Below are 20,661 nucleotides of genomic sequence, written 5' to 3'. Positions count from 1 at the left end.
GGGATTCGAGCTCGTCAAACGGGACAGTCTGGCCGACACGACATCGCCACGCAGGCCCGCTCCCGACCGAGCGTGTGCGGAGGCCGCGATACCACCACCCCGTGACAGCGGTTCAGCTTCCCGTGGCCCGGCGGTTCGAGGAGATGCGGCGGACCCCTGCCCGGCGGTCGCACTGCGATATCGTCCGCACCGATGCACCAGGTCTGCAGCGGGCGAAAGGTCGTGACGGTCCGTCCATTCAGTCCAGAATCCGCAGGTCAGGGCCCTTCAAGTCCAGCGCACATGACACCTGATCCCGGTTCGTGACGCCCAGTGGTAGTTCACCACCACCGGAGTACCAACTGATGCCAGGTCATCGCGAACGGGCAGTTCGTTTCGAAGCGGACGGCGGTGCCGGGCTGGCGATGGAGCGATGTGTTCTGATAGGCAGGAGTGCGCCTGAAGCGCTGGGGTGAGGAAACGGGGGACAGTAACGTGGGCGGATATCCTCTCGACTGGCCGTGGGTCCTGGCCGGCCCGGAGCCTCGGAACGATCTCATCCGAAAGCTGTCCGAGGCTCCATCGGAGCAGGAGCGGGAGCGGTGGCTTCGCGTCCTGGCCGACTCGGTGAGCGCCGACGATCCGGCGAGTGTGGAACGCTACGCGATCGGTCTTGCCATCGTGAAGCGCTACACGAAGGCCCTGCGGTTCTGGCGGATACTGGTGGACCATGAGCCGGCATCGATCGGTTTCCGGTTGAACATGGCGGCGTGCCTGCTCAGCGCGGGTCGCACCGATGAGAGCGCCCACCAAATGGAGGACTGCGCGCGTCGGTGTCGCGAGGATGACCCGCTGCGCCCGCTGGTGGACCGGCGTTTGGCCGAACAGACGATGGCCCGCCGCCGCATCGATCGAGAATCGAGCCTGCTGGAACTGCGGGCCGACGCCTACCGAGAGCTGGTGGCGCAGGGCAAAGCCGGATTGTCCGACCTCAAGGAGCTCTGCCGGGTGCTGGGGTCTCTCCTCCAAGGACCGGGCAGTGGCGTCTCCCCGGCCGAGTTCATAGCCGTGGCCGAGCGCATCCTGGCCGAGGCGCCGACCGATATCGAGGCGATGGAACTCGTCGCGTGGGCACGTTTGCTGATGGGAGACCAGGACCGCCTTGCGGATGCCTTGCGAGCGCTCGAACGGTTCGCCCCGGACTCGGGCGTGCTGGCAGCGTTCCGCGCCGAGGTCACGGATCCCGGGCTCCGACAGGCGTCGGACGAACTGAAGCGGCGTTGGGATGACATCGTGGAGCGCGCTAGCCACAGCGAGCCGGGGGCGGAGGACGAGCTGCGCCGTGAACTGCGCAGGTTCCCGGAGAACGAGCAGTTACGGGTCGGCCTGCTGTTCGCGGTCTACGGGAGGGCTGCCGACGGACGCGGCGACTACGAGGAGGCCCGACGGCTGGCGCTCGAACTGGCCGCGGATCCCAAGGCGGGGCACCACACCCACTTCCACGTCGCCCAGTTCCTGTGGATACTCGGCGAGCGTGATCGTTCCCGACAGCACTTCGCGCTCGCGCTCGAGAGCTCGGAGAACGAGAACGAGCGGGAGAACGTGCGGTCGGCGATGAGGACGGTCGGCGCCGACCGGGCGGAGGGCGCGCATGGGTGAGCCCGAGCGACGGGTCGCCGCGCTGCTCATGAGGGCGAGCACCGTCCAGCAAGCGGAGTACGTGCTCTTCGCGGATGCTGCGGAGTTCGACCCGGACGAGCTCGTTCGCGAACTGCAGGTCAGGCAGCGCGCCTTCGCGGCGGACGGGCAGGCGAAGGCCGCCGCGCTGGTGGACTTCTACGTCTCGCTGGTACGGGAGCTCAGGCCCGCGCTGCTCGCCGCCGTCGCCCGACGCCATGAGGAGCCGGACGACACCTGGCAGGCCACCGAGCGGCAGGCGTCGGAGCTGCTGAAGCAGGGTCGGCTCGACGCCGCCCACGACCTCGTACGGGCCGCCCTCCGTTCCGTACGGACCGGCTCGTACGCGAACGGTCGTTTTCTCGGCATTCAGGTGTTGATCGCCAAAGCCATGCATGCGGCCGGGCGCTCACGCGGGGCGTTGGAGATTCTCGACTCCTTGGAACTCGGGCCTGCCAGCGGGCGCGGAGACGTGGCGGTCGACGCGATGCTACGGGCCCGGCTGCACCAGCTGCGAGGCGGCATGTATCAGGCCGAAGCGCAGTATGAACGCGCGCGCTCCGAGTATGCGTCGGCGCTCGAACTGCTCCAGCAAGTTGGCTCCGTCGACGAGGAATTGACGATCCGGCTGGAACTGGCGGACGCTCAGCTGGCCGCGGGTCGGAGTCGGGACGCGGTACGCGAGTACCGCCGGGTGCTCACGCGCGCCGAGTCCAAAGGCGTCGCCGGGGAACCGCTGGCCAGGGTGCTCAACCGGCTGGGAGAGGCGTACCGGAAGGCCGGCGACGCGGCCGCGGCCCGCTCGTGTCATCGCCGCGCGCTGGAGTTGACCGATGACGCGGAGGTCGACGAGCCCCGCACGCTTCGCGCGGCGGAGGCGTGGGTCGGTCTCGGAGACCTCGCGGCCGACGCGGGTAACGGCAGCGAAGCCGCCGAGGCGTACTTCCAGGCGTTGACGAAGTCCATGACCGTCAACAGGGATGCGACGGCCCACGGCATGCACCTGGTGGCCTCCCGGGTGGGACGCCTCGCCGTTCCGGACGCCGATCTGCTGTTCCGCACCGCACAGATCTTCCGGGACATGTTCTCCGATCCCGAGCGGTACTGGAGCCACCACCTGCCGTTCCGTCTCGCGGAGGCAGCGCAACAGGGCGCCGGCGGCGACATCGACGGGTCGATTGCCGCGCTTCGGACCCTGCGCGGAGAATGCCTGCGCCGGCCGAGCGAGCTGAAGATCGGCATGGAGATCGATGACCGCTTGGCACAGGCCCTGCTCGTCCGTGGTTCGCGTGCGGACCGGCAGGGGGCATTCGACCTTGCCTGGCAACGGCGCTCCGAGCTGCTGCGCTCGATCGCGCACCGCGCTCACCGGGCGAACGGGGACGTGCCCTCACTCGTGGTGCAGTACCGCGCGAGCTACGAGCTGTTGGTCCGGTCGCTGCTCGACCACGGGCGTGAGATCGAGATCCCGGCGGAAGACCGGCCCGGGACCGCTGCCGAGCAGGACGAGGCGGTCGAGCTCGCGTTCAACCTGCACGAGGAGTACAAGGCGTGGGTCGACATGACGTTGAATCCCGCGGGAACCCTGTCGACACCTGCCACCCTGCACGGTCTTCGCGACTGCCTCGCGGCCGATCCCGACGCCGAGAACTGCGCCTATGTGTCCTATTTCTGCGGTACGAACGCCACCACCATCTTCGTTCTGCACGCCGACACCGGCCGAGTCACGTTTTTCCGGACCGAGTTGACCGAGGCGACGGTCAAGCGGACGGCGGAGCGCCTGCGGCGGGTCTTCGACGGCGACGCGGGAGCGTTCCCCCCGCTGCCCCCGCTGCCCGCGCGGCGGCCCTGGCGCCGCGGACTGGACTTCTTCGACCAACTGGCGCCGGACCTGCTCGCCTTCCTGCCCGCGGTGGGCCGACGAGAGCTGCTCTGCATTGCCGCCGAGCCGACGCTGACGGCCCTTCCGCTGTCGGCACTCCCGCTTCCCGCAGCTGTCGATCACGCGCGGGGAAACGCGCAGGTGCTCGCACAGCGGCACGCCGTCGTCCAGGTCTCCAGCGCCACGGCCCTGCTCCGCACCGCCGGTCGGCCGTCGGCCCCGGGCAGCGGCGGTGTGTTCGTCGCCGGAGTCGCGGCCCGGGAGGATGCCGATGCCGACCGTCTCGAACGCGACATCGACTTCATCGCGCCGGGCCGCTCCGACGCCGGAACGAGCGAGGCGAGCGGGCCGGCCGCGACCCGGGAGACCGTCCTGGCGGGGTTGGGCGCCGCGCGCGTCGCGCACCTGACCGGACACGGCTGGTACGACCGCATTGAGCCGCTCGACTCCGGGCTGTTCCTGGCGCACGACGGGCAGCGCCCGAGCAAGTACCCCCTCACGGTCGAGATCAGGACCCGGCTCAGGCACCTGCTCACGGCACGGCACGTCCTCGACGCGGGACTGGGGATGGAACTGCTCACCCTTCGCGCCTGTTCGACGGCCCGTCGGGATCTGCACAGCACGGGGGACATCCAGGGCCTGGCCCAGCTGCTGCAGTCGTCGGGCGCCCGAACGGTCGTCGGCACCCTGTGGGACGTGGACGACGACAGCTCGCGCCGGCTGTTCGAGGACTTCTACCGCCGGCGTGCCGAGGAGCCACAAGCGCCGTGGAAAGCCCTGTGGCTCGCCCAACGCAGCATGCTCGAGGACCCCGTCGTGCCGTGGGAAAGCCATCCGTATCACTGGGCCGCGCTCGCCCTCTTCGGACATTGGAGAAGCCGATGACACCCGCCGGACTTGCCGAACTCAGCGACCGCGAAGTCATCCTCGCACTGCAGGAACTGACCGAGGACCTGATGGCGGGCGCCGCTCCCGACACGACGCCCCTGGACCAGGACGAAGCCGCTCTCCTGCTGGCCACCCTGCTGCGCCGACACGGCGAGGAGGTTCCCGCCACCCTGGTTCCCGGCGACGCCGCTGGCTACTCGGCCGCGCGCCGACTGCTCGTGACACTCGCCGATGAGCCGGCTTACGCGGACTCTGTCGCGGCTGTGCTGGCGGAGCCGCCCACGGACTCGCGGCTCAGCGCGGATATGGCCGTGTCGGGAGTCGTGGTCCTGGGCGCGGTCATCGCGTGGCTGCAGACAAAAGTAGAGATCCGCTTCAAGCGGGCCGGCGGCAAGACGGAATTCGAGTTCCGCGTGCGCAAGGAGGCGGCCGATGGCACGACGTTGCGGGATCTGGCGTCCGTCGTCTCGCGGATGCTCGGCGGGCCGCGGCCTTAGTACTCCAGCAGGACTTCGACGTTTTGCCTGCTCAGAGGCAACGCGTGGTGAGTGTAGTGGGCCGTGGCCCGTCAGGGGCGGTCTTCATCGGACCGCCCTCGATCGTGTGCAGTCGGCATTGGTAGTGACAGCGGCGGGGCGACGGCTTGGCGCTCCCTGAGGGGTTTCTTCTCTGCCGTACGGTGGCTGAGCAGCCCCTGTGTCGGCCGCCGCACCCCGGGCATGATGACGGTTTGTGGGTCTGCGACTGCTGTACCCCATCTTCTGCCTCGGCATCACCCCACACCCAACCGGCGAGTGGGTCGCCCAGCTCGCCCGGAACCTGCTGATGGATCTCGGAGACAGAGCCGGGCACTTCCAGTTCCTAATCCGCGACCGCGACCGCGGCTCGAAGTTCACCACCGACACCTGCGCGCCATACTCGGCGAATACACCGAGCACTACAACACCGGCCGCGCCCACCGCAGCCTGGACTTGCGAGCCCCACACGACGACCCCAACGTCATCCCACTGCCCGCCACGGCAATCCGGCGCCGTCGACTGCTCGGCGGGCTGCTCAACGAGTACCACGCCGCACCGATCACACCCTCCCAGCCACCACCAGAAACGCCCAGATCAGCGGCCTGATCGGAGTTTTGACACCCCTCAGGTCTGATCGGCAAGCCAGGCGGCGAGCCCGGCCAGGGTCGGCATCTCGAACAGGGTCGGCATCGGCGGGTTCACTCCGAGGTCGCCGCGCAGTCGGCCCACCAGTCGCGTGGCCAGCAGCGAGTGGCCGCCGAGAACGGTGTCTTCCGCAGCACCCGATCCGCGCCCGTGAGCCCGCACTCGGCCTGCATCCACGCCAACCGGTTGACGATCCCGCGTGCGGTGCCGGTGCGGGTGGGCGTCACAGGGTTTCGGGCCCTGCGGTCAACTGCCGTACCGCTGGTTCGAGTTCGGTGTGCAGGGCAGTGATCTCGCCGGCCAGGAAGCGGTCGCGCATCGCGGCGCGCTGGATCTTGCCGCTGGTGGTGCGGTGGACGCTGCCGCGCCGCACCAGCAGGACGTTGCGGACCGGCGCACCGGTAGCGGCGGTGAGGCGGCGGATGACGGCCGCCGCCGCGGCGGGCAGTTCCTCGGCCGACAGGGTCGGGCTGACCTCGTGCACCAGCACGATCCGCTCGTCGGGGGCCTGGACGCCGAAGGCGGCGCCGACGAACCCCTCCAGCGCGGGGTGGGCGGCCCGCGCCTCGTGTTCGAGGTCGTGCGGGTAGAGGTTGCGGCCGTGGACGATCATCACCTCCTTGAGCCGGCCGGTGATGAACAGTTCGCCGTCCGCAAGGGCGCCCAGGTCGCCGGTGCGCAGCCAGTCGGGTCCGGTGTCGTCGGCGCCGGCGGGACGGGCGTGGAAGATGCGGGCGGTGAGGTCGGGCTTGTCCCAGTAACCCCGGCCGACGCTGTCGCCGCGCAGCCAGACCTCGCCGACCTCGCCGTCGGGCACGGGGCGCAGGGTGGCGGGGTCGACGATGAGGGTGTCGAAGGCCTCGGGGCGTCCGACGCCGGTGATCTCCTTGCCGCGGCCGTCATGGGTGGGAACCAGCGCGGGGTGGTCGGCGTCGGCGAGGCGCTGGGGGTCGACGACCAGGACGGTCGGCTGGAGCGGGATGGGGGTGCCGCTGGCGTAGACGGTGACCTCGGCCATGCCGTAGCCGGCGACGAGGGCTTCGGGGCGCAGGCCGATCTGCGCGAATCGCTTGGTGAACGCGGCGACGGTGGGAGCGTGGATCGGCTCGGAGCCGTTGCTCAGGAAGCGCAGCGGTGACAGGTCGAGCCCGTCGAGCTGTTCGTCCTGGATGAGGCGCAGCGCGATGCCGTACGCGAAGTTGGGGGCGGAGCTGGCGGTGGTCCGGAATTCGCTCATCATCCGGAACCACTCGACGGGCCTGCGGGCAAACACCGTCGGCGGCATCAGGACCGATGTCGCGCCGTAGAAGAGTGCGCAGCTGAGCTGACAGAAGAGACCGAAGTCGTGGTGCAGCGGCATCCAGCTGCCGAACGAGTCGTCACCGCCCAGGCCCATGACGGAGTGCAGGGCCGCGAGGTTCGCCTGGACGTTCCGGTGGGCGAGCATCACGCCCTTCGGGGTGCCGGTGGACCCGGAGCTGTACTGGAGAACGGCGAGCGAGTCCTGGTCGGCGTGGCGGCCGCGGAGCGCCGCGGGGAGGGCCTCACCGGCCGGCACGGGGGCGGCGGCCCGGACGGGGACGTGGCCCAGGCCCTGCGCGTGGAAGCGCTCGGTGAGGGTGTCGAGGTCCCCGGCGGTGACGAAGACCAGTCCGGGCGTGCAGTCCGCGGCGATCGCGGCGACGCGCTGGGCGGCGCTGGCGGAGCCGGTCGCCGGCGGGGCGGGCACGGCGATGACATCGGCCAGCAAGCAGGCGAGGTAGAGCTCGACGAACTCGGTGCCGGTGGGCAGCGCGATGAGAACGCGCTCACCGGGGGCCAGGTGCTGCGCCAGGTCGGCGGCTCGCAGGCCGGCCCGGCGGGCGAGTTCGGCGTAGCTGAGGCTTTCGTGCGCGGCGTCGGCGGAGTTGCGGTAGATGGTGACCGCGGTCTTGTCGGGATGTTGGGCGACGCGCGCGGCGAACGCGTCGCCGAGGTTCCGGTAGCTGGTCAGCTCGAAGGCCATTGTTTCCCCCTGGGCTTGGCGCTGCGTCGGTCTGAGCGGCGCGCGGACATGCACGGCGGCGCGCGCCGCGCGGCTGGGCGGTGTCGTTCTCGACTGTCGCGATCAGGCTGATCGGCCGCAGCTCTGCCCACGGTTCCTCGGTCCGGTCCAGGCGTCCTGACATCCGGCTTCGCCGAACTCCGTCGGTTCCTGGCGGCGCAGACCACTATGCCCCAGCCACTGGCGATGGTGCGGGTGTTCAACCCGCTGCAAATGATCAGCACTGGTGTTCAACCATCGCCGGCGCAGGCCATCAGGGCGGTAAGGCTGGTGCGCAGGCAGCGCGCGGCGGTTCTGAGTTCGGCGAGTTCGTTCCCGCCCAACGAACAACTCCAGTTGTCCTGAGCACCGTTCAACCGCCGCGCGACCACCGTTGAACACACGTGCCGGGGACTGCGGGTAACCCGCGGCCAGGCCTGTCTTCGTCGATATCCACCGGGTCCACTCTGACCGCTCCTCGGGCCGCGAAGTACGAGTCGTCCGCTTGGAAGGCGGCGTCGACGAGGTACGGCGGGTCGCAGCCGGTAGGTCGGCTCAGGGCCAGGGCGCTGGTCAACTGACCGCCCTGCAAGGCGTCAAGGCCCTGAAGACCCTTCAGGCCGACGGCAGTTCGGCCACCAGGCCGGCCAGGTGAACGGTCAGAGCCGCAACCGTGTCGACATCCCACACCAGGGTCGGCTCCACGGTCACACCCAACTTGTCCTCGATGTCACCGCACAACGCGAAGGCGTACACCGACTCCAACCCGTACTCGGCGAGCGAGACACCCGGATCGATCTCCCCCACCGGCGTCTCCAGGTAATAGGACACCCGCTCCATCAACCACCGCTCAATGTCCTCACCCGACACCCCCGCACCCACTTCCCGATCAGTCATCGAACTCCCTTTCTCATCAGGTATATGATGCACAGTCTGTTCATGGTCCGCGGCATCCGAATGCATGAGACCGCGAGATGGAGCAGTGCCTGCTCGAACCGGCGCTTCGCGCCGTACGGGCCAGAACTCCGCCGTAATGCCAGACCCCTGCTGTCGGGCTGCCTCAGCAGGCCGGCCCAACAGCAGGGGCGCTACTTCTTCATCGCCTCGATCAGGCTCCTGGACGGGACTCCACCGACAAGCCGTGTCAGGCCACCCGCACCAGCCTCCAGATGCCCAAGAGCACCGGTTTCACCATGCCGCCTCGCTTCACTATGGTGCAGGCCCGCACGACTGATCAATCCTTGATGCTCACCACGGCCACCGTTCAACTGCGTTGGCGCGCCGGTTGAACGACGCCGAACATTCGCCCCGGTCTATTGGCACGGCCGACGCTCCCGGCAGGCGGCCGAACCGAACCGGTGCGTCCAACTGTGGCGCCCCCGTAGGTTGAACAACTCGACGCCCTACCTCCCAACCACCAAGGAGATATCCCCCATGAGCGTTCAGCAGGGCTGGGCACCGCAACGGTTCACGCCCGAGAGCACCGGCGCCAGCGCGACCACCCGGGGACTGATGGAGTACCTCGACTCGGTAGCCGTCGGCGAACTGCTGGGCCGTCACCAGGCCTTGCTGTTCCGGGGTTTCGACGTCGCTGAGGCGTCCCTGGCGGACGTGATGCCCGCCCTGCTGCCCGAGCGCCTCGCGTACGTGCACGGCAACACGCCCAGGACCAAGGTCTCCGACAACGTCTACACCTCGACGGAGTACCCGCCCGACTACGCGATCTCCATGCACAGCGAGCTTTCCTACGCCCACGCCTGGCCCTCCCGGCTGCTCTTCTGCTGCGTGCAGCCGGCTGCCACGGGAGGCGCCACTCCGCTACTGGACGGCGCCTCCTGGCTGGCGGCACTCGACGAGCGGATCCGCGCGGACTTCAGCGGCGGTGTCTGCTACCGGCAGTACCTGCACGGTGGCAGGGGCTTCGGCAAGAGCTGGCAGGCGACGTTCGAGACGGACGACCGGGCGGAGGTCGAGAAGCTGCTGGCCGAGGCGGGCGTGAGCTGGGAGTGGACCGCCGGCAATGCGCTGCGGACGCGTCAGGTCCGGCCCTCGACGCTCCGGCACCCGATCACCGGTGAGGAGGTCTGGTTCAACCAGGCGGACCAGTGGCACCCCGCGACGCTGGGCGAGGAGACCATGCGCGAGCTCGCGGCCATCGTCCCCGCGGACGAGCTGCCGCAGTCGGTGACCTTCGCCGACGGCTCCCCGATCCCCGACGAGTACGTGCTCGAGATCCGCGAGAAGGGACTGGCGCTGGCCGTTGACGTCGACTGGCGGCAGGGCGACGTCCTGGTCATCGACAACGTCGCCGTCGCACACGGGCGCAGGGCGTTCGCCGGAAGCCGCCGGGTCCTGGTCGCCATGTCGCACTGAGAGCACCGGGCAGAACGCGGGAGCCCTGGTCCGCAGCCGGTGGACCAGGGCTCCCGGTTCGGTCGGTGGCGACCGGGGCGTCACTCGGGCGGCGGGACAATCTTCGCCTCATGGGCGGCGATGGCGAGCTGCACCCGGTCGCGTGCATCGATCTTGGCGAGCAGGCGCGCCACATGGCTCTTGGTGGTGGCCATGCTGATGTACAGGTGGGCGGAGATCTCGCTGTTGGACATGCCGCGCCCGATCAGGGTCAGGACCTCGAGCTCGCGGTCGGTGAACCGCTCGATCTTGCGGCCTGCAGCAACGGCCTGTCGATCAGCCCGTTGGACGCCTTAACGTGGCGCAACCGATCCTCCTATTATCGGGACGATAACCGGTCCAAGGAACTGGAGAGGACCTGATTCAATGTCACATACGCTGAAATGGCAGGCCGTTGATGGCAAGCCGGCCATAGCGCACGTCGCCGGTCTCACCGGGATGACACAGGTCCGCGCGTGGCTCGAGGATGTCCATCCGCAACTGACCGCGGCTCTGCGGGAATACGGCGCGATCTACCTGCGTGGTCTGCCGATGGCGACCATCGAGGACTTCGCCCAGATCCGAGACGTGCTCATCAGCGAGCGGACGCCGTACCGGGAGAAGACCACTCCCCGCAGCCGGCTCGGCGACGATGTCTTCTCTTCGACGGACCTCCCGGCCGCACAGTCGATCCGGATGCACAACGAGAACAGCTACACGCTGACCTTCCCCGGCCGGTTGTTGTTCGGCTGCCTGATCGCACCATCGCAGGGCGGGGCGACACCCGTCGCGGACTGCCGGAAGGTCCTCGACGCGCTCCCCGATCAGGTGGTCGAGAAGATCCGGACCGCCGGGTGGCGACTCTCGCGCAGCTACTCCGAGCACATTTCCACCGCCTGGCAGACCGCGTTCGCCACCGATGACGTGGACGAGGTCGCGCGCTACTGCGCGGACAACCTCATCGGCCACCAGTGGTACGACGACGGCACCCTGAGGACGAGCCAGATCCGTCCCGGCATCATCACCCACCCGTCGAGTGGCGAGGAGGTGTGGTTCAACCACCTGCTCTTCTGGAACGAATGGGCGCTGGAAGAGGACCTGCGGGAGGCGCTGGTCGATGAGTTCGGACGCGACGGTCTTCCGTTCAACACCGAGTTCGGGGACGGGGCCGCGCTGAGCAACGAGGACCTCCAGGCCATCCAGGCGGCCTATGACGCGGCCACGGTGCGCGAGACCTGGCAGCCGGGCGACGTGATGCTGGTCGACAACATCCTGACCGCACACGGCCGGGACCCGTTCCGCGGCGACCGGAAGATCGTGGTGGCCATGGGCGACCCGGTCGAGCTCTCCGAGTGCCGGCCGACCGTCGAGCCCGCGCCCGCATTCGCCTGAACCTGAGCGGCGCCGTCAGACCGGGTCGGTCCGGTGGCCGCGCCATGCCCCATTCCTGTGCACAAGGAGCTCGTTCTCGTGACTGACCTCGCCCAGAAGCCGGTTGACCTGGTAGCACGCTTCCGCGCTACCGCACAGCACGCCCCGGACCGGATCGCCGTACGGGGCGCGGACGGTGAGCTCACCTTCGCCGAGCTCGACCGGCGGACCGCACAGCTCGCCGGCGCGCTGGCCGCCCGTGGCATCGGCGCCGGCGACCTGGTCGGGGTCAGTCTGCCGCGCAGCACCCAGCTGGTCGTGTCGCTGCTCGCGGTGTGGCGCGCGGGTGCGGCCTACCTCCCGCTGGACCCCCGCTACCCGGTGGACCGCCTGGAGTTCATGGCCAAGGACGCCGGCATCCGGGTACTGCTGGGCGCCCCCGACCACGTCCTGGGGGCATCCGGCCTCGACGTCGTCGACCCGGACTCCACGACCGGCGCCCCCGAAGCCGCCGGCTCGGAGCCGGTGGCCGCCAATCCGCTCGACCCGGCGTACGTGATCTACACCTCGGGCTCAACCGGCCGGCCCAAGGGCGTCCAGGTCGGACGGGGATCCGTCGCAGACCTGGTCACGGCCCTGGAGCGGGCCGGCGTCTACGCCGAAGAGCCGCGGGTCGTCGGCTGGAACGCCAGTGTCTCCTTCGATGCCTCGGTGAAGCAGTGGGCGCGGATCTGCCGCGGCGACACCATCGCCATCCTCGACGAGGACCAGCGCACCGATCCCGTCCAGCTCCGGACCCTGCTCGACGCGTACGGCATCCAGGACCTCGACCTCACCCCCTCCCACTGGGAGCTGGTGCGGACCTGCCTGCTGGACAGCGGTGCCGACGGCCCGCTGCCGCGTCTGTTCATGGGCGGGGAGCCGGTGCCGGAGCGGACCTGGCAGGAGATATCCAAGGCGACCGCGAACGGGCTGCTCGAAGCGGTGAACCTCTACGGTCCGACCGAGTGCACCGTGGACGCCACCAGTGCCTGGATCACCGGTGGGGAAGCGCACATCGGCCACCCGCTGCCGGGCACCCGGGCGTACGTGGTCGGCGACGACCTCCGGCAGGTGACCGCTCCCGGTGAGACGGGCGAGCTGTACTTGGCAGGCGAGGGCCTGGCCCTGGGCTACCTCAACCGGCCGGCCCTGACCGCCGAGCGCTTCGTCGCCGACCCGTTCGCGGCGAACGGCAACAGGCCTCTCGCCCCCGGCCATGGGGGTACCCCCGGCCGAAGGCTGGGGGAGGCCGGGAGGTACCCCCAGCCCGGCGGCGGGCCAGGAGGGAGGATGTACCGCACCGGAGACCTGGTCCGCCTGCGAGCCGACGGTTCGCTGGACTTCATCGGCCGGGTCGACCGCCAGGTCAAGATCCGCGGCTACCGGATCGAAATCGGCGAGGTCGAGGACGCGGTCTCCTCGCACCCCCGGGTGACCACCGCCGTGCTCACCGGCTACCAGGACCCCGCGCTCGGTGACCAGTTGGTGGCCTACTACGTCGCCGACGAGCCGCTGACCGGCGCGGAGCTGCGCGACCACTGCGCGGCAGTGCTCCCCGAGTTCATGGTCCCTTCGGTCTTCGTGGCGGTCGACGCCATTCCGCTGACCGTCAACGGCAAGGTCGACTGGGAGGCACTGCCCGCGCCGCATGCGGCACCCGCCGAGCAGTTCGTCGAGCCCCAGGGAACGGTCGAGAAGTTGCTCGCCGAGGTCTGGTCGGAGGTCTTGGGCCGGGACCGGATCAGCGCCGACGACAACTTCTTCGCACTGGGTGGCCACTCGCTCGTCGCGCTGCGCGTCATCAGCCGGCTCAAGCGCGAGCTCGGCCTCGCCGTGCGGACCAAAGAGGTGTACCAGCACCCGCAGTTGCGCGAACTGGCCGCGTACGTCGAGGCCAAGCTCGCCGCAGCTCCCGAGACCCCCTGACCCATCACATCGCAAGGATTCCCGCCCATGGCTACCGCCCAGGACCTCATCGTCGTCCGATCCCGCCGAACCGAGAACGCCGCCCGCACCCTGATCTGCCTCGGCTTCTGCGGCGGCGGCACCGGGCAGTACCACCAGTGGGGCGGCATGCTCCCGGCGGACGTCGACCTCGCCGCCATCTGCTACCCGGGCCGGGAAGGCCGCTTCATGGAGGACTTCGCCCAGACCTGGGACGCCCTCGCCGACGACACGACCCAGGCCGTGCTCTCCGCTGCGGCCGAGGGCCCCTATGTGCTCTTCGGTCACAGCATGGGCGGCTGGATGGCCTTCGACGTCACCGTGCGCATCGAGCGGCTCGGTGGCCCCGCGCCCGAGGCGCTCGTGGTGTCCTCCGCCAACGCGGCCCACCGCGGGCTGACCGCCCAGGACGGGTCCCCGACTCAGCAGGACACCGACGAGCAGCTGCTCGGCTGGATGACCATGCACGGGATGTTGCCCGAGCACGTCGTCAACGACCCGGACCTGCGGGAACTCGCGGTCGAGCTGATGCGGGCCGACGTCCGGGTCCGGGACACCTTCCACTACGTTCCCGGCTCGAAGGTCAGTGTGCCGCTGCAGGTCCTGACCGGCGAGACGGACACGGTGATCGAGCCCAACGCCGGCGAGCACTGGCGGGACCTCACGACCGGTGACTTCCGGCACGATGTCCTGCCCGGCGGCCACTTCTACACGCCGGAGGTCTGGAGTCGGATTCCGACCTACATCCCGGCCCTCTCCGGGGCGTTCAGCTCCCGCTGACGCCCCCCGGGGGCTCTCGCACCAACAGCGCGGGTGCCGAGGCTGTATCACAGCCTCGGCACCCGCGCTTCGGCGTTCCCGCCGGCCCCGAGCTCGCGCCGTCCGACGACCCGGCCGCGACCTGGGCTCTGACTCGGGCGTGACCAGGCTCGGCCCGGACCAGAGCCCAAGTACGGGGTCCATCGGCGGCTGGTGCGTGATGCCCTGTCTTCGCCGGTTCCGACTCCGCGACGGACGCCTCGGCGGCATTCGCCAAGGCTGGAGCCGTTCAAGAAGACGATCGACCAGTGGCTGCTGGACGATCTGGAAGCTCCGCCGAAGCAGCGGCACACCGTGAAGCGGATCCTGACCCGGCTTCAGCAGGAGTGCGGTGCCGAGATCGCGTACTCCACGGTGTGGGACTACGTCCACCAGCGGCACCAGGAGATCGCCTAGCGGGTGATCAGCAAGAGCCGCTCCAGCGAGGAGCATCCCCGCTGGACCGACTTCCGCCAGCACTTCTCGATCACGCCGTTCTACTGCGAGCCCGGGCTTCGCGGCGCCCACGAGAAGGGCGGAGTGGAGGGCCAGGTCGGCTACTGGCGCCGCAACTACCTGACCCCGGTGCCGCGCAGAGCCGCACTCACCGAATACAACTCTGTGGATCCAGGCTCAGGGCCTGTGGCTGTGGCCCACCCGGGTCAGGATCCGGCGCTCTGTGTCGAGGAAGGAACGGCGCCCGTGCAGGTACCGGGCGTTGTCCAGTACGACGATGTCGCCTGCCTGCCAGGCCATGTCGTAGGTGACCGCCTCGGCCTTGGCCGCGATGCCGTGCAGCAGCAGGTCGGGGAAGGCCGAGCCGTCGCCCAGCGTGGCGGTGCTTTTCGCGTCGCTCATGGTGACGAGCACGGAGTTGCAGAATGCCTCACGGAGCCCGTCGCCGGGGCGGGTGACGAAGCTGGTCCGGTAGGCGCCCTTGAGCGTCTCCCCCTCGAACGTCCCGCTGAGGAAGCCGCCGTCGCGCGAAAGGCCGTTGAGCGCCTCGACCGCGGTGAGCGCCTCCTCCTGGGTGGTGACGCCCAGGACCGAGCGCCAGCGCGCGGGCGAGACCTCCCACCTCCAGACCAGTTCACCGGTTCGCAGGAAGTCGCGCGTCGCTTCGTCCAGGGCCTCGAACAGGACGACACCGTCGCACAGGGTGGTCTGCCCACCATTGGCCGGCGGCGTCTGGCAGAGGAACATCAGCAGGTCGGGTGCGCCGGGCGCGTACGACAGCTCCCGGTGCAGCGGGATGGAGCCCTGGCCCTTGTTCACCGTCGCCGTCGCACCGTCCGCGCTCACCGGCTCACGTTGCATGTCAGCGACCGCGGGATGTACCAGCGGAGTCATCAACTCGTCCGCCAAGGACTCGAACTCCGCTAGCGACCGACCGCCGGCCCGGCGCAGCAGGACCGCCCCACGGGCCCTGAGACCGGCGCGTACTTGTTCGGCCGAAGCCTCTTCGAGCAGCAGCGGGGCGCTGGCCTCCTGTACGCCCTGCGCCTGGTTGCTGAGTTCTGTTGTCATCTGTTTCTCCGGATGGTTGAAAGTCACGTCGTGGTCGCCCGCTACCGAGCACGGTTTGGCGGGGCGGGGTTGTGTGGCGTTGGCGGCTTGAAGTGGCCCCACCTTTCCGGCCTGAGCCGGCCCCACTTCTCCACTCGCCGGTGGGTTGCTCCGGCTTGAGGTGGCTCCGGGTTCCGGTTCGGACTGGCCCCGCTACGACCGGCCCGAGCCCAGCCACCCCTCGACGGCGGCCCACACCTGGCCCAGCGTGTGAGGCCGCATCATGTCGGCGTGCGTGAGAGGAAGGCTCACCTCGGTGATCTCCTCGGAGATGTACGGCTCCCACCGCTGCGCCAACGGCACATCGGTCGCCTTGCCCTGCGCCGCGACCACCATCAGGGCATCCCCGCGGAACCGACCGGTCCGGTGCTCCACCAACAGCTGGCTGTTGTTCTCGAAGACGCGCATGATGCGGATCAGCTCCTCGTCCGAGATCCCGCCGAGGACAGCGCCCATATCCGCCCGGAGCTCCCGGAGTCTCTGGGCGCGCACGTCGTTCTCGTCGGACGTCGACGAGCTCTCCGGGTCGTCGGACCGGTCCGCCTCCCCGGCGTTGCGGGATGCCTCGCCGACCGCGGCGGGATCCGCGTCCTGCTCCGCCGGGTAGGCGTCCAGCATGACCAGCGCGGCCACCTGCTCACCCGCCGCCTGGAGTTGCACCGCGATCTCATGCGCCACCGTCCCCCCGAAGGAGTAACCCACCAGGTGGTAGGGGCCGCTCGGCTGCACGGAACGAATCTGCTCGATGTACGCCGCGGCCATCTCCACAGCACGGGCTGCGAGTTCACTCGTGCCGTCGAGCCCGTCGGCCTGCAGCCCGTAGAGCGGATACTCCTGCGGGATGTACCGGGCCAGCGGCAGGTAGCACCAGCTCGACCCGCTTCCGGGATGCACGAAGAAGAACGGCGACTTGCTACCGCTCGGCCGGATGGAAAGCATGCCGCCGAGCGCGTCCTTGACCGACGACAAGGACATCCTGCTGAGCAGTCCCGCCGCAGTCGGGTTGGTGATCACGTCGCGCACCGACACCGACACACCGCGCGACCGTAGCTCCTCCACCAGCGACACCGCCAGCAGCGAGTGCCCGCCCAGCGCGAAGAAGTCGTCGTCGAGCCCGACGCTCTCCAGCCCCAGCACCTTCGCGAACGCCTCGCACACGCTCTGCTCGAGGGCACTGAGCGAGCCGGCGCCGTCGGGAGCCTTCGCACTCACGGCGTACTGCGGGGCCGGCAGGGCCTTGCGGTCCAGCTTGCCGTTCACGGTCAGCGGCAGCGCGTCCAGCACCACCACCGCCGACGGAACCATGTAGGACGGCAACCGCTCAGCAACGAACGCACGGACGGACGAGGCGAGTTCGGCGTTGTCGCCGTCCGCCACGGCACGTGCGATCACCGCGGCCTGCGCCACCTGCGGGTGCGCGGCCACCACCGACTCCACCTCGGCCGGCTCCACTCGGAACCCGCGGATCTTCACCTGCTCATCCGCACGACCCGCGAACACCAACCGACCGTCCGCCGACCACTTCACGCGGTCACCCGTGCGGTACAACCGGCCACCCGCCACACCGAACGGGTCCGCGACGAACCGCTCACCCGTCAGGCCCGGGCGGTTCAGATAGCCGCGCGCCAACCCAGCACCCGCGACATACAGTTCACCCGCCACACCCACCGGCACCGGAGCCAAGTACTCGTCCAGCACATACACCCGGGTACCGTCCAACGGCCCACCGATCGGCAGCACCCCACCCAGCGCCTCCGGCGAGCCCACCTCGTGCTGGGTAGCGCACAGCGTCACCTCCGTCGGCCCGTACAGGTGCCGCACCACCACACCCGCGTTGGCCTCCAGCACCCGACGCACCGCACCCACCGGCACCACATCACCACCGGTCAACACCTCACGCACGCCCGCGAAACACTGCGGATCCTGCTCCGCGATCACCCGGAACAGACCCGCCGTCACATGCACGTGCGACACCCCGCAGTCGACCAGCAACTTCCGCAGCACCACCGCATCCACCGCACCCGTCGGCGCCACCACCACCGTCGCACCCGACAGCAACGCCACCCACACCTCATACGAGGAGGCGTCGAAGGCATGCGGGGCCTGGAACAACACCCGATCCCCCGACCCCACACCCCAATGCGAAGCCGACGCCAACTCCACGAGATCCCGCTGCGTGGTCACCACGCCCTTGGGCACACCCGTCGAACCCGAGGTGTACATCACATACACCGGGCACTCCAGACCCACCCCAGCGCCAGTCACCTGCGCCGACCCGGCCGGCACCCGCTCACCGTCGACCACCAGCACCGGCGCCTCCACCGATCCAGGCACCCGCGAGGCAGCATCCCGCGTGGTCAGCACACACACCGGCGCCGCGTCCTTGAGCACGAACGCGACCCGCTCCGACGGAGACTCCACATCCACCGGCAGATACGCACCACCCGCCTTCACCACCGCCAGCAACGCCACCAGCAGCTCGACCGAACGCTCCATCACCACACCGACCAGCGACTCCGCGCCGACCCCGCGATCCCGCAGCACACCCGCCAACGCAGCAGCCCGCACATCCAACTCCGCGTACGACAGCTCCACGTCCCCGCACACCACCGCCACCGCATCCGGCGTCCGCGCCACCTGCGCCGCAAACACCTCCGCCACCGACAACACAGGAGCAGCAACACCCGTGTCGTTCCACTCCTCCAGGAGCAGGCGGCGCTCATCCGCGCCCATCACATCAACGGCGCTCAACCGCGTCCCCGGCTGCGCCGTCGCCGTCTCCAGAACCTGGAGCAACCAGCCCGCGATCCGCCGCACGGTCTGCGCATCGAACAAGTCCGCCGCCGCCAGGAGCACACCCCGCAAGCCGGCCGGCGCACCGTCAGCGTCGAACGCCTCGCTGAGGTTCAGGTCCAGGTCAAACTTGCTGTGCACCAGGCCGCCCGACAACCCTCCGGCGCGCAGACCGGGCAGCTCCAGCTGTGCCGACTGGTTGTTCTGCAGCGCGAGCACGACCTGGAACAGCGGCTGGCGTGCCGTCGACCGGGCCGGCGACAGCTCCTCCACCAGCTTCTGGAACGGCACGTCCTGGTTCTCGTACGCGCGCAGGCTGGTCTCCCGGACCCGCTCCAGCACCTCGTCGAAGGTCGGGTCACCGGACAGGTCGGTCCGGATCACCAGGGTGTTGACGAAGAACCCGACCAAGTCGGTCAGCGCCTCATCGGTGCGCCCGGCGACCGGCGACCCGATCGGGATGTCCACCCCCGCCCCCAGGCGGTTCAACGTCACCGCCAACGCCGCCTGCAGCACCATGAACAGGGTCGCCCCCCGCTCCCGGGCCAGCGCCGCCAGTCGCTGGTGCATCTGCGCGGAGACGGCCAGCTCCACACTCTCACCGCGGTGCGAAGCCGTCGCCGGGCGTTGGCGGTCCACCGGCAGCTCCAACTCCTCCGGCACCCCCGCCAACGCCTCGCGCCAATACGCCACCTGCTTGGACAGCACACTGCCCGGATCGTCCTCACTCCCGAGCAACTCCTGCTGCCACAACGCATAATCCGCGTACTGCACCGGCAGTGGCTCCCACTGCGGCACCCGGCCCGCGGCCCGCGCCGCATACGCCACCGACGCATCCCGCGCCAACGGCGCCGCCGACCAGCCGTCCCCGGCGATGTGGTGAACCACCACCACCAGCACGTGCTCGGCCTCGCCGAGCGCGATCAGCGTCGCCCGAAACGGGATCTCCGACGTCAGGTCGAACCCGTACCCGACCGCCTCCGCCACCGCCGCATCCAGCTCCTGCGGCGCCACCTCGACCACCGACAGCTCGAAGCCGCACTCCTCCAGCGACAGCACCCGCTGGAACGGCCCACCATCCGCCATCGGCAGGACCGTGCGCAGCACTTCGTGCCGCCCGATCACGTCCCGCAACGCCTCGGCCATGGCCCCGCGGTCCAACTCCCCGGTCAACCGCATCGCCATCGGAATGTTGTAGGCCGCGCTCGGACCCTCCAACTGCCCCAGGAACCACAGTCGGCGCTGCGCGAACGACAGCGGCACCCGCTCCGGACGCACCACCGGCACCAACGCCGCACGGCCCTCGCCGGCCTCACCCTTCCACGCCGCGACCGCGGCCGGCGTCGGGCGTTCGAACAGCACCCGGAGGGGCAACTCCACGCCCAGCACCGCACGCACCCGGCTCACCAACCGCATCGCCGACAGCGAATGACCACCCAGCGCGAAGAAGTCATCCTCCGCACCGACCCGGTCAAGTCCCAGCACCTGCGCGAACGCCTGGCACAGCCACTCCTCCTGCACCGTCGCCGGTGCCCGACCCGCACCCGCCGCATACTCCGGTGCGGGCAGGGCCTTGCGGTCCAGCTTGCCGTTGACGGTCACCGGCAGCGCGTCCAGGACCACGACCGCCGACGGAACCATGTAGGACGGCAACCGCTCACCAGCGAACTCCCGCAACAGGGACACGAGTTCGTCCGAAGGCGTGTCCGATCCAGCCGGAACGGCGTACGCCACCAGGCGGATGTCACCCGGCACGTCCTCGCGAGCGACGACCGCGACCTGGGCCACGGCAGGGTGGGCGGCCACCACCGCCTGGACCTCGCCGGGCTCGATCCGGAAACCGCGGATCTTCACCTGCTCGTCCGCACGGCCCAGATACACCAGCTGACCATCGGCGTTCCAGCGGACCCGGTCACCCGTGCGATACATCCGCCCGCCCTCGGCGAACGGGCAGGCCACGAACCGCTCCGCGGTCAGACCGGCACGCCCCACATAGCCGCGCGCCAACTGCACACCCGCCAGATACAACTCACCCTCGACACCCACCGCCACCGGGGACAGCGAACCGTCCAGCACATACACCCGGGTGTTGGCCACCGGCCCACCGATCGGCACCACCGCACCATCGCTGACGACACAGCGCG

General features: G+C 69.7%; 14 protein-coding genes and 1 pseudogene. 9 read left to right on the top strand and 6 right to left on the bottom strand.

The window, feature by feature from the left end; translation table 11 throughout:
• The first annotated feature begins 432 nt into the window (after positions 1 to 432).
• The 4 genes and pseudogenes from P3T35_RS35205 to P3T35_RS40490 all read left to right on the top strand — a co-directional run.
• Positions 433 to 1,638 carry a hypothetical protein gene (locus P3T35_RS35205; protein ID WP_143676964.1) on the top strand — a complete coding sequence of 402 codons (1,206 nt, stop codon included), beginning with the start codon at positions 433 to 435 and terminating at the stop codon, positions 1,636 to 1,638.
• Positions 1,631 to 4,423 (top strand): CHAT domain-containing protein, encoded by a 2,793-nt coding sequence (locus tag P3T35_RS35200; protein WP_101383142.1) that lies wholly within the window; start codon positions 1,631 to 1,633, stop codon positions 4,421 to 4,423. The genes P3T35_RS35205 and P3T35_RS35200 overlap by 8 nt, the downstream gene beginning before the upstream one ends.
• Positions 4,420 to 4,923 carry a hypothetical protein gene (locus P3T35_RS35195; RefSeq protein ID WP_101383141.1) on the top strand — a complete coding sequence of 168 codons (504 nt, stop codon included), beginning with the start codon at positions 4,420 to 4,422 and terminating at the stop codon, positions 4,921 to 4,923. The genes P3T35_RS35200 and P3T35_RS35195 overlap by 4 nt, the downstream gene beginning before the upstream one ends.
• A 268-nt stretch (positions 4,924 to 5,191) precedes the next feature.
• Positions 5,192 to 5,550 (top strand): annotated as a pseudogene (locus tag P3T35_RS40490) (integrase); the annotation flags it as partial.
• Between the two features lie 18 nt (positions 5,551 to 5,568).
• Here P3T35_RS40490 and P3T35_RS35190 read toward each other — a convergent pair.
• From P3T35_RS35190 to P3T35_RS35180, 3 genes are all read right to left on the bottom strand, one after another.
• Positions 5,569 to 5,751 carry a phosphopantetheine-binding protein gene (locus P3T35_RS35190; protein ID WP_180356680.1) on the bottom strand — a complete coding sequence of 61 codons (183 nt, stop codon included), beginning with the start codon at positions 5,749 to 5,751 and terminating at the stop codon, positions 5,569 to 5,571.
• A gap of 61 nt (positions 5,752 to 5,812) precedes the next feature.
• Positions 5,813 to 7,594 (bottom strand): fatty acyl-AMP ligase, encoded by a 1,782-nt coding sequence (locus P3T35_RS35185; protein ID WP_101383139.1) that lies wholly within the window; start codon positions 7,592 to 7,594, stop codon positions 5,813 to 5,815.
• 633 nt (positions 7,595 to 8,227) lie between these two features.
• Positions 8,228 to 8,509 (bottom strand): acyl carrier protein, encoded by a 282-nt coding sequence (locus P3T35_RS35180; protein ID WP_101383138.1) that lies wholly within the window; start codon positions 8,507 to 8,509, stop codon positions 8,228 to 8,230.
• A 537-nt stretch (positions 8,510 to 9,046) separates the two neighbouring features.
• Between P3T35_RS35180 and P3T35_RS35175 the strand changes: the two genes are divergently transcribed.
• On the top strand, positions 9,047 to 9,985 hold the full coding sequence (locus P3T35_RS35175) for a TauD/TfdA family dioxygenase (protein WP_101383137.1): 939 nt from the start codon (positions 9,047 to 9,049) through the stop codon (positions 9,983 to 9,985).
• A gap of 80 nt (positions 9,986 to 10,065) precedes the next feature.
• Here the strand turns inward: P3T35_RS35175 and P3T35_RS35170 are convergent, their stop codons facing one another.
• On the bottom strand, positions 10,066 to 10,272 hold the full coding sequence (locus P3T35_RS35170) for a helix-turn-helix transcriptional regulator (protein WP_101383136.1): 207 nt from the start codon (positions 10,270 to 10,272) through the stop codon (positions 10,066 to 10,068).
• A 118-nt stretch (positions 10,273 to 10,390) separates the two neighbouring features.
• Here P3T35_RS35170 and P3T35_RS35165 point away from each other — a divergent pair, with 118 nt between their 5' ends.
• The 4 genes from P3T35_RS35165 (at position 10,391) to P3T35_RS35150 (ending at position 14,575) form a co-directional block, all read left to right on the top strand.
• On the top strand, positions 10,391 to 11,395 hold the full coding sequence (locus P3T35_RS35165; protein ID WP_101383135.1) for a TauD/TfdA family dioxygenase: 1,005 nt from the start codon (positions 10,391 to 10,393) through the stop codon (positions 11,393 to 11,395).
• A 78-nt stretch (positions 11,396 to 11,473) separates the two neighbouring features.
• Positions 11,474 to 13,342, top strand: a complete 1,869-nt coding sequence (locus P3T35_RS35160) for a non-ribosomal peptide synthetase (RefSeq protein ID WP_280709156.1) — start codon at positions 11,474 to 11,476, stop codon at positions 13,340 to 13,342.
• Between the two features lie 27 nt (positions 13,343 to 13,369).
• Positions 13,370 to 14,140, top strand: coding sequence for an alpha/beta fold hydrolase (locus P3T35_RS35155; RefSeq protein ID WP_101383134.1), 771 nt, complete (start codon positions 13,370 to 13,372; stop codon positions 14,138 to 14,140).
• Between the two features lie 192 nt (positions 14,141 to 14,332).
• Positions 14,333 to 14,575, top strand: coding sequence for a hypothetical protein (locus P3T35_RS35150; RefSeq protein WP_143676963.1), 243 nt, complete (start codon positions 14,333 to 14,335; stop codon positions 14,573 to 14,575).
• A gap of 216 nt (positions 14,576 to 14,791) precedes the next feature.
• On the opposite strand, the gene P3T35_RS35145 is transcribed toward P3T35_RS35150, so the two are convergent.
• Positions 14,792 to 15,685: a TauD/TfdA family dioxygenase gene (locus P3T35_RS35145; RefSeq protein ID WP_101383133.1), complete on the bottom strand. Its 894-nt coding sequence runs from the start codon at positions 15,683 to 15,685 to the stop codon at positions 14,792 to 14,794.
• Positions 15,686 to 15,877: 192 nt separating this feature from the next.
• A complete protein-coding gene (locus tag P3T35_RS35140) occupies positions 15,878 to 20,632 on the bottom strand; it encodes a non-ribosomal peptide synthetase (protein WP_280709153.1) in 4,755 nt (1,584 codons plus the stop codon).
• Between the last annotated feature and the right edge of the window lie 29 nt (positions 20,633 to 20,661).

Origin of the sequence: Kitasatospora sp. GP30 (assembly GCF_029892145.1) — a bacterium.
GTDB lineage: Bacteria > Actinomycetota > Actinomycetes > Streptomycetales > Streptomycetaceae > Kitasatospora > Kitasatospora acidiphila.
The sequence above is the reverse complement of the archived record's forward strand: the minus strand, read 5'-3'. Positions and strand labels throughout refer to the sequence as shown.

Excerpts from the sequence above, each read along its gene's own strand:
- P3T35_RS35155 (WP_101383134.1), top strand. The coding sequence starts at position 13,370 with ATGGCTACCGCCCAGGACCTCATCGTCGTCCGATCCCGCCGAACCGAG.
- P3T35_RS35200 (WP_101383142.1), top strand. The coding sequence starts at position 1,631 with ATGGGTGAGCCCGAGCGACGGGTCGCCGCGCTGCTCATGAGGGCGAGC.
- P3T35_RS35195 (WP_101383141.1), top strand. The coding sequence starts at position 4,420 with ATGACACCCGCCGGACTTGCCGAACTCAGCGACCGCGAAGTCATCCTC.
- P3T35_RS35145 (WP_101383133.1), bottom strand. The coding sequence starts at position 15,685 with ATGACAACAGAACTCAGCAACCAGGCGCAGGGCGTACAGGAGGCCAGC.
- P3T35_RS35180 (WP_101383138.1), bottom strand. The coding sequence starts at position 8,509 with ATGACTGATCGGGAAGTGGGTGCGGGGGTGTCGGGTGAGGACATTGAG.
- P3T35_RS35165 (WP_101383135.1), top strand. The coding sequence starts at position 10,391 with ATGTCACATACGCTGAAATGGCAGGCCGTTGATGGCAAGCCGGCCATA.
- P3T35_RS35185 (WP_101383139.1), bottom strand. The coding sequence starts at position 7,594 with ATGGCCTTCGAGCTGACCAGCTACCGGAACCTCGGCGACGCGTTCGCC.
- P3T35_RS35175 (WP_101383137.1), top strand. The coding sequence starts at position 9,047 with ATGAGCGTTCAGCAGGGCTGGGCACCGCAACGGTTCACGCCCGAGAGC.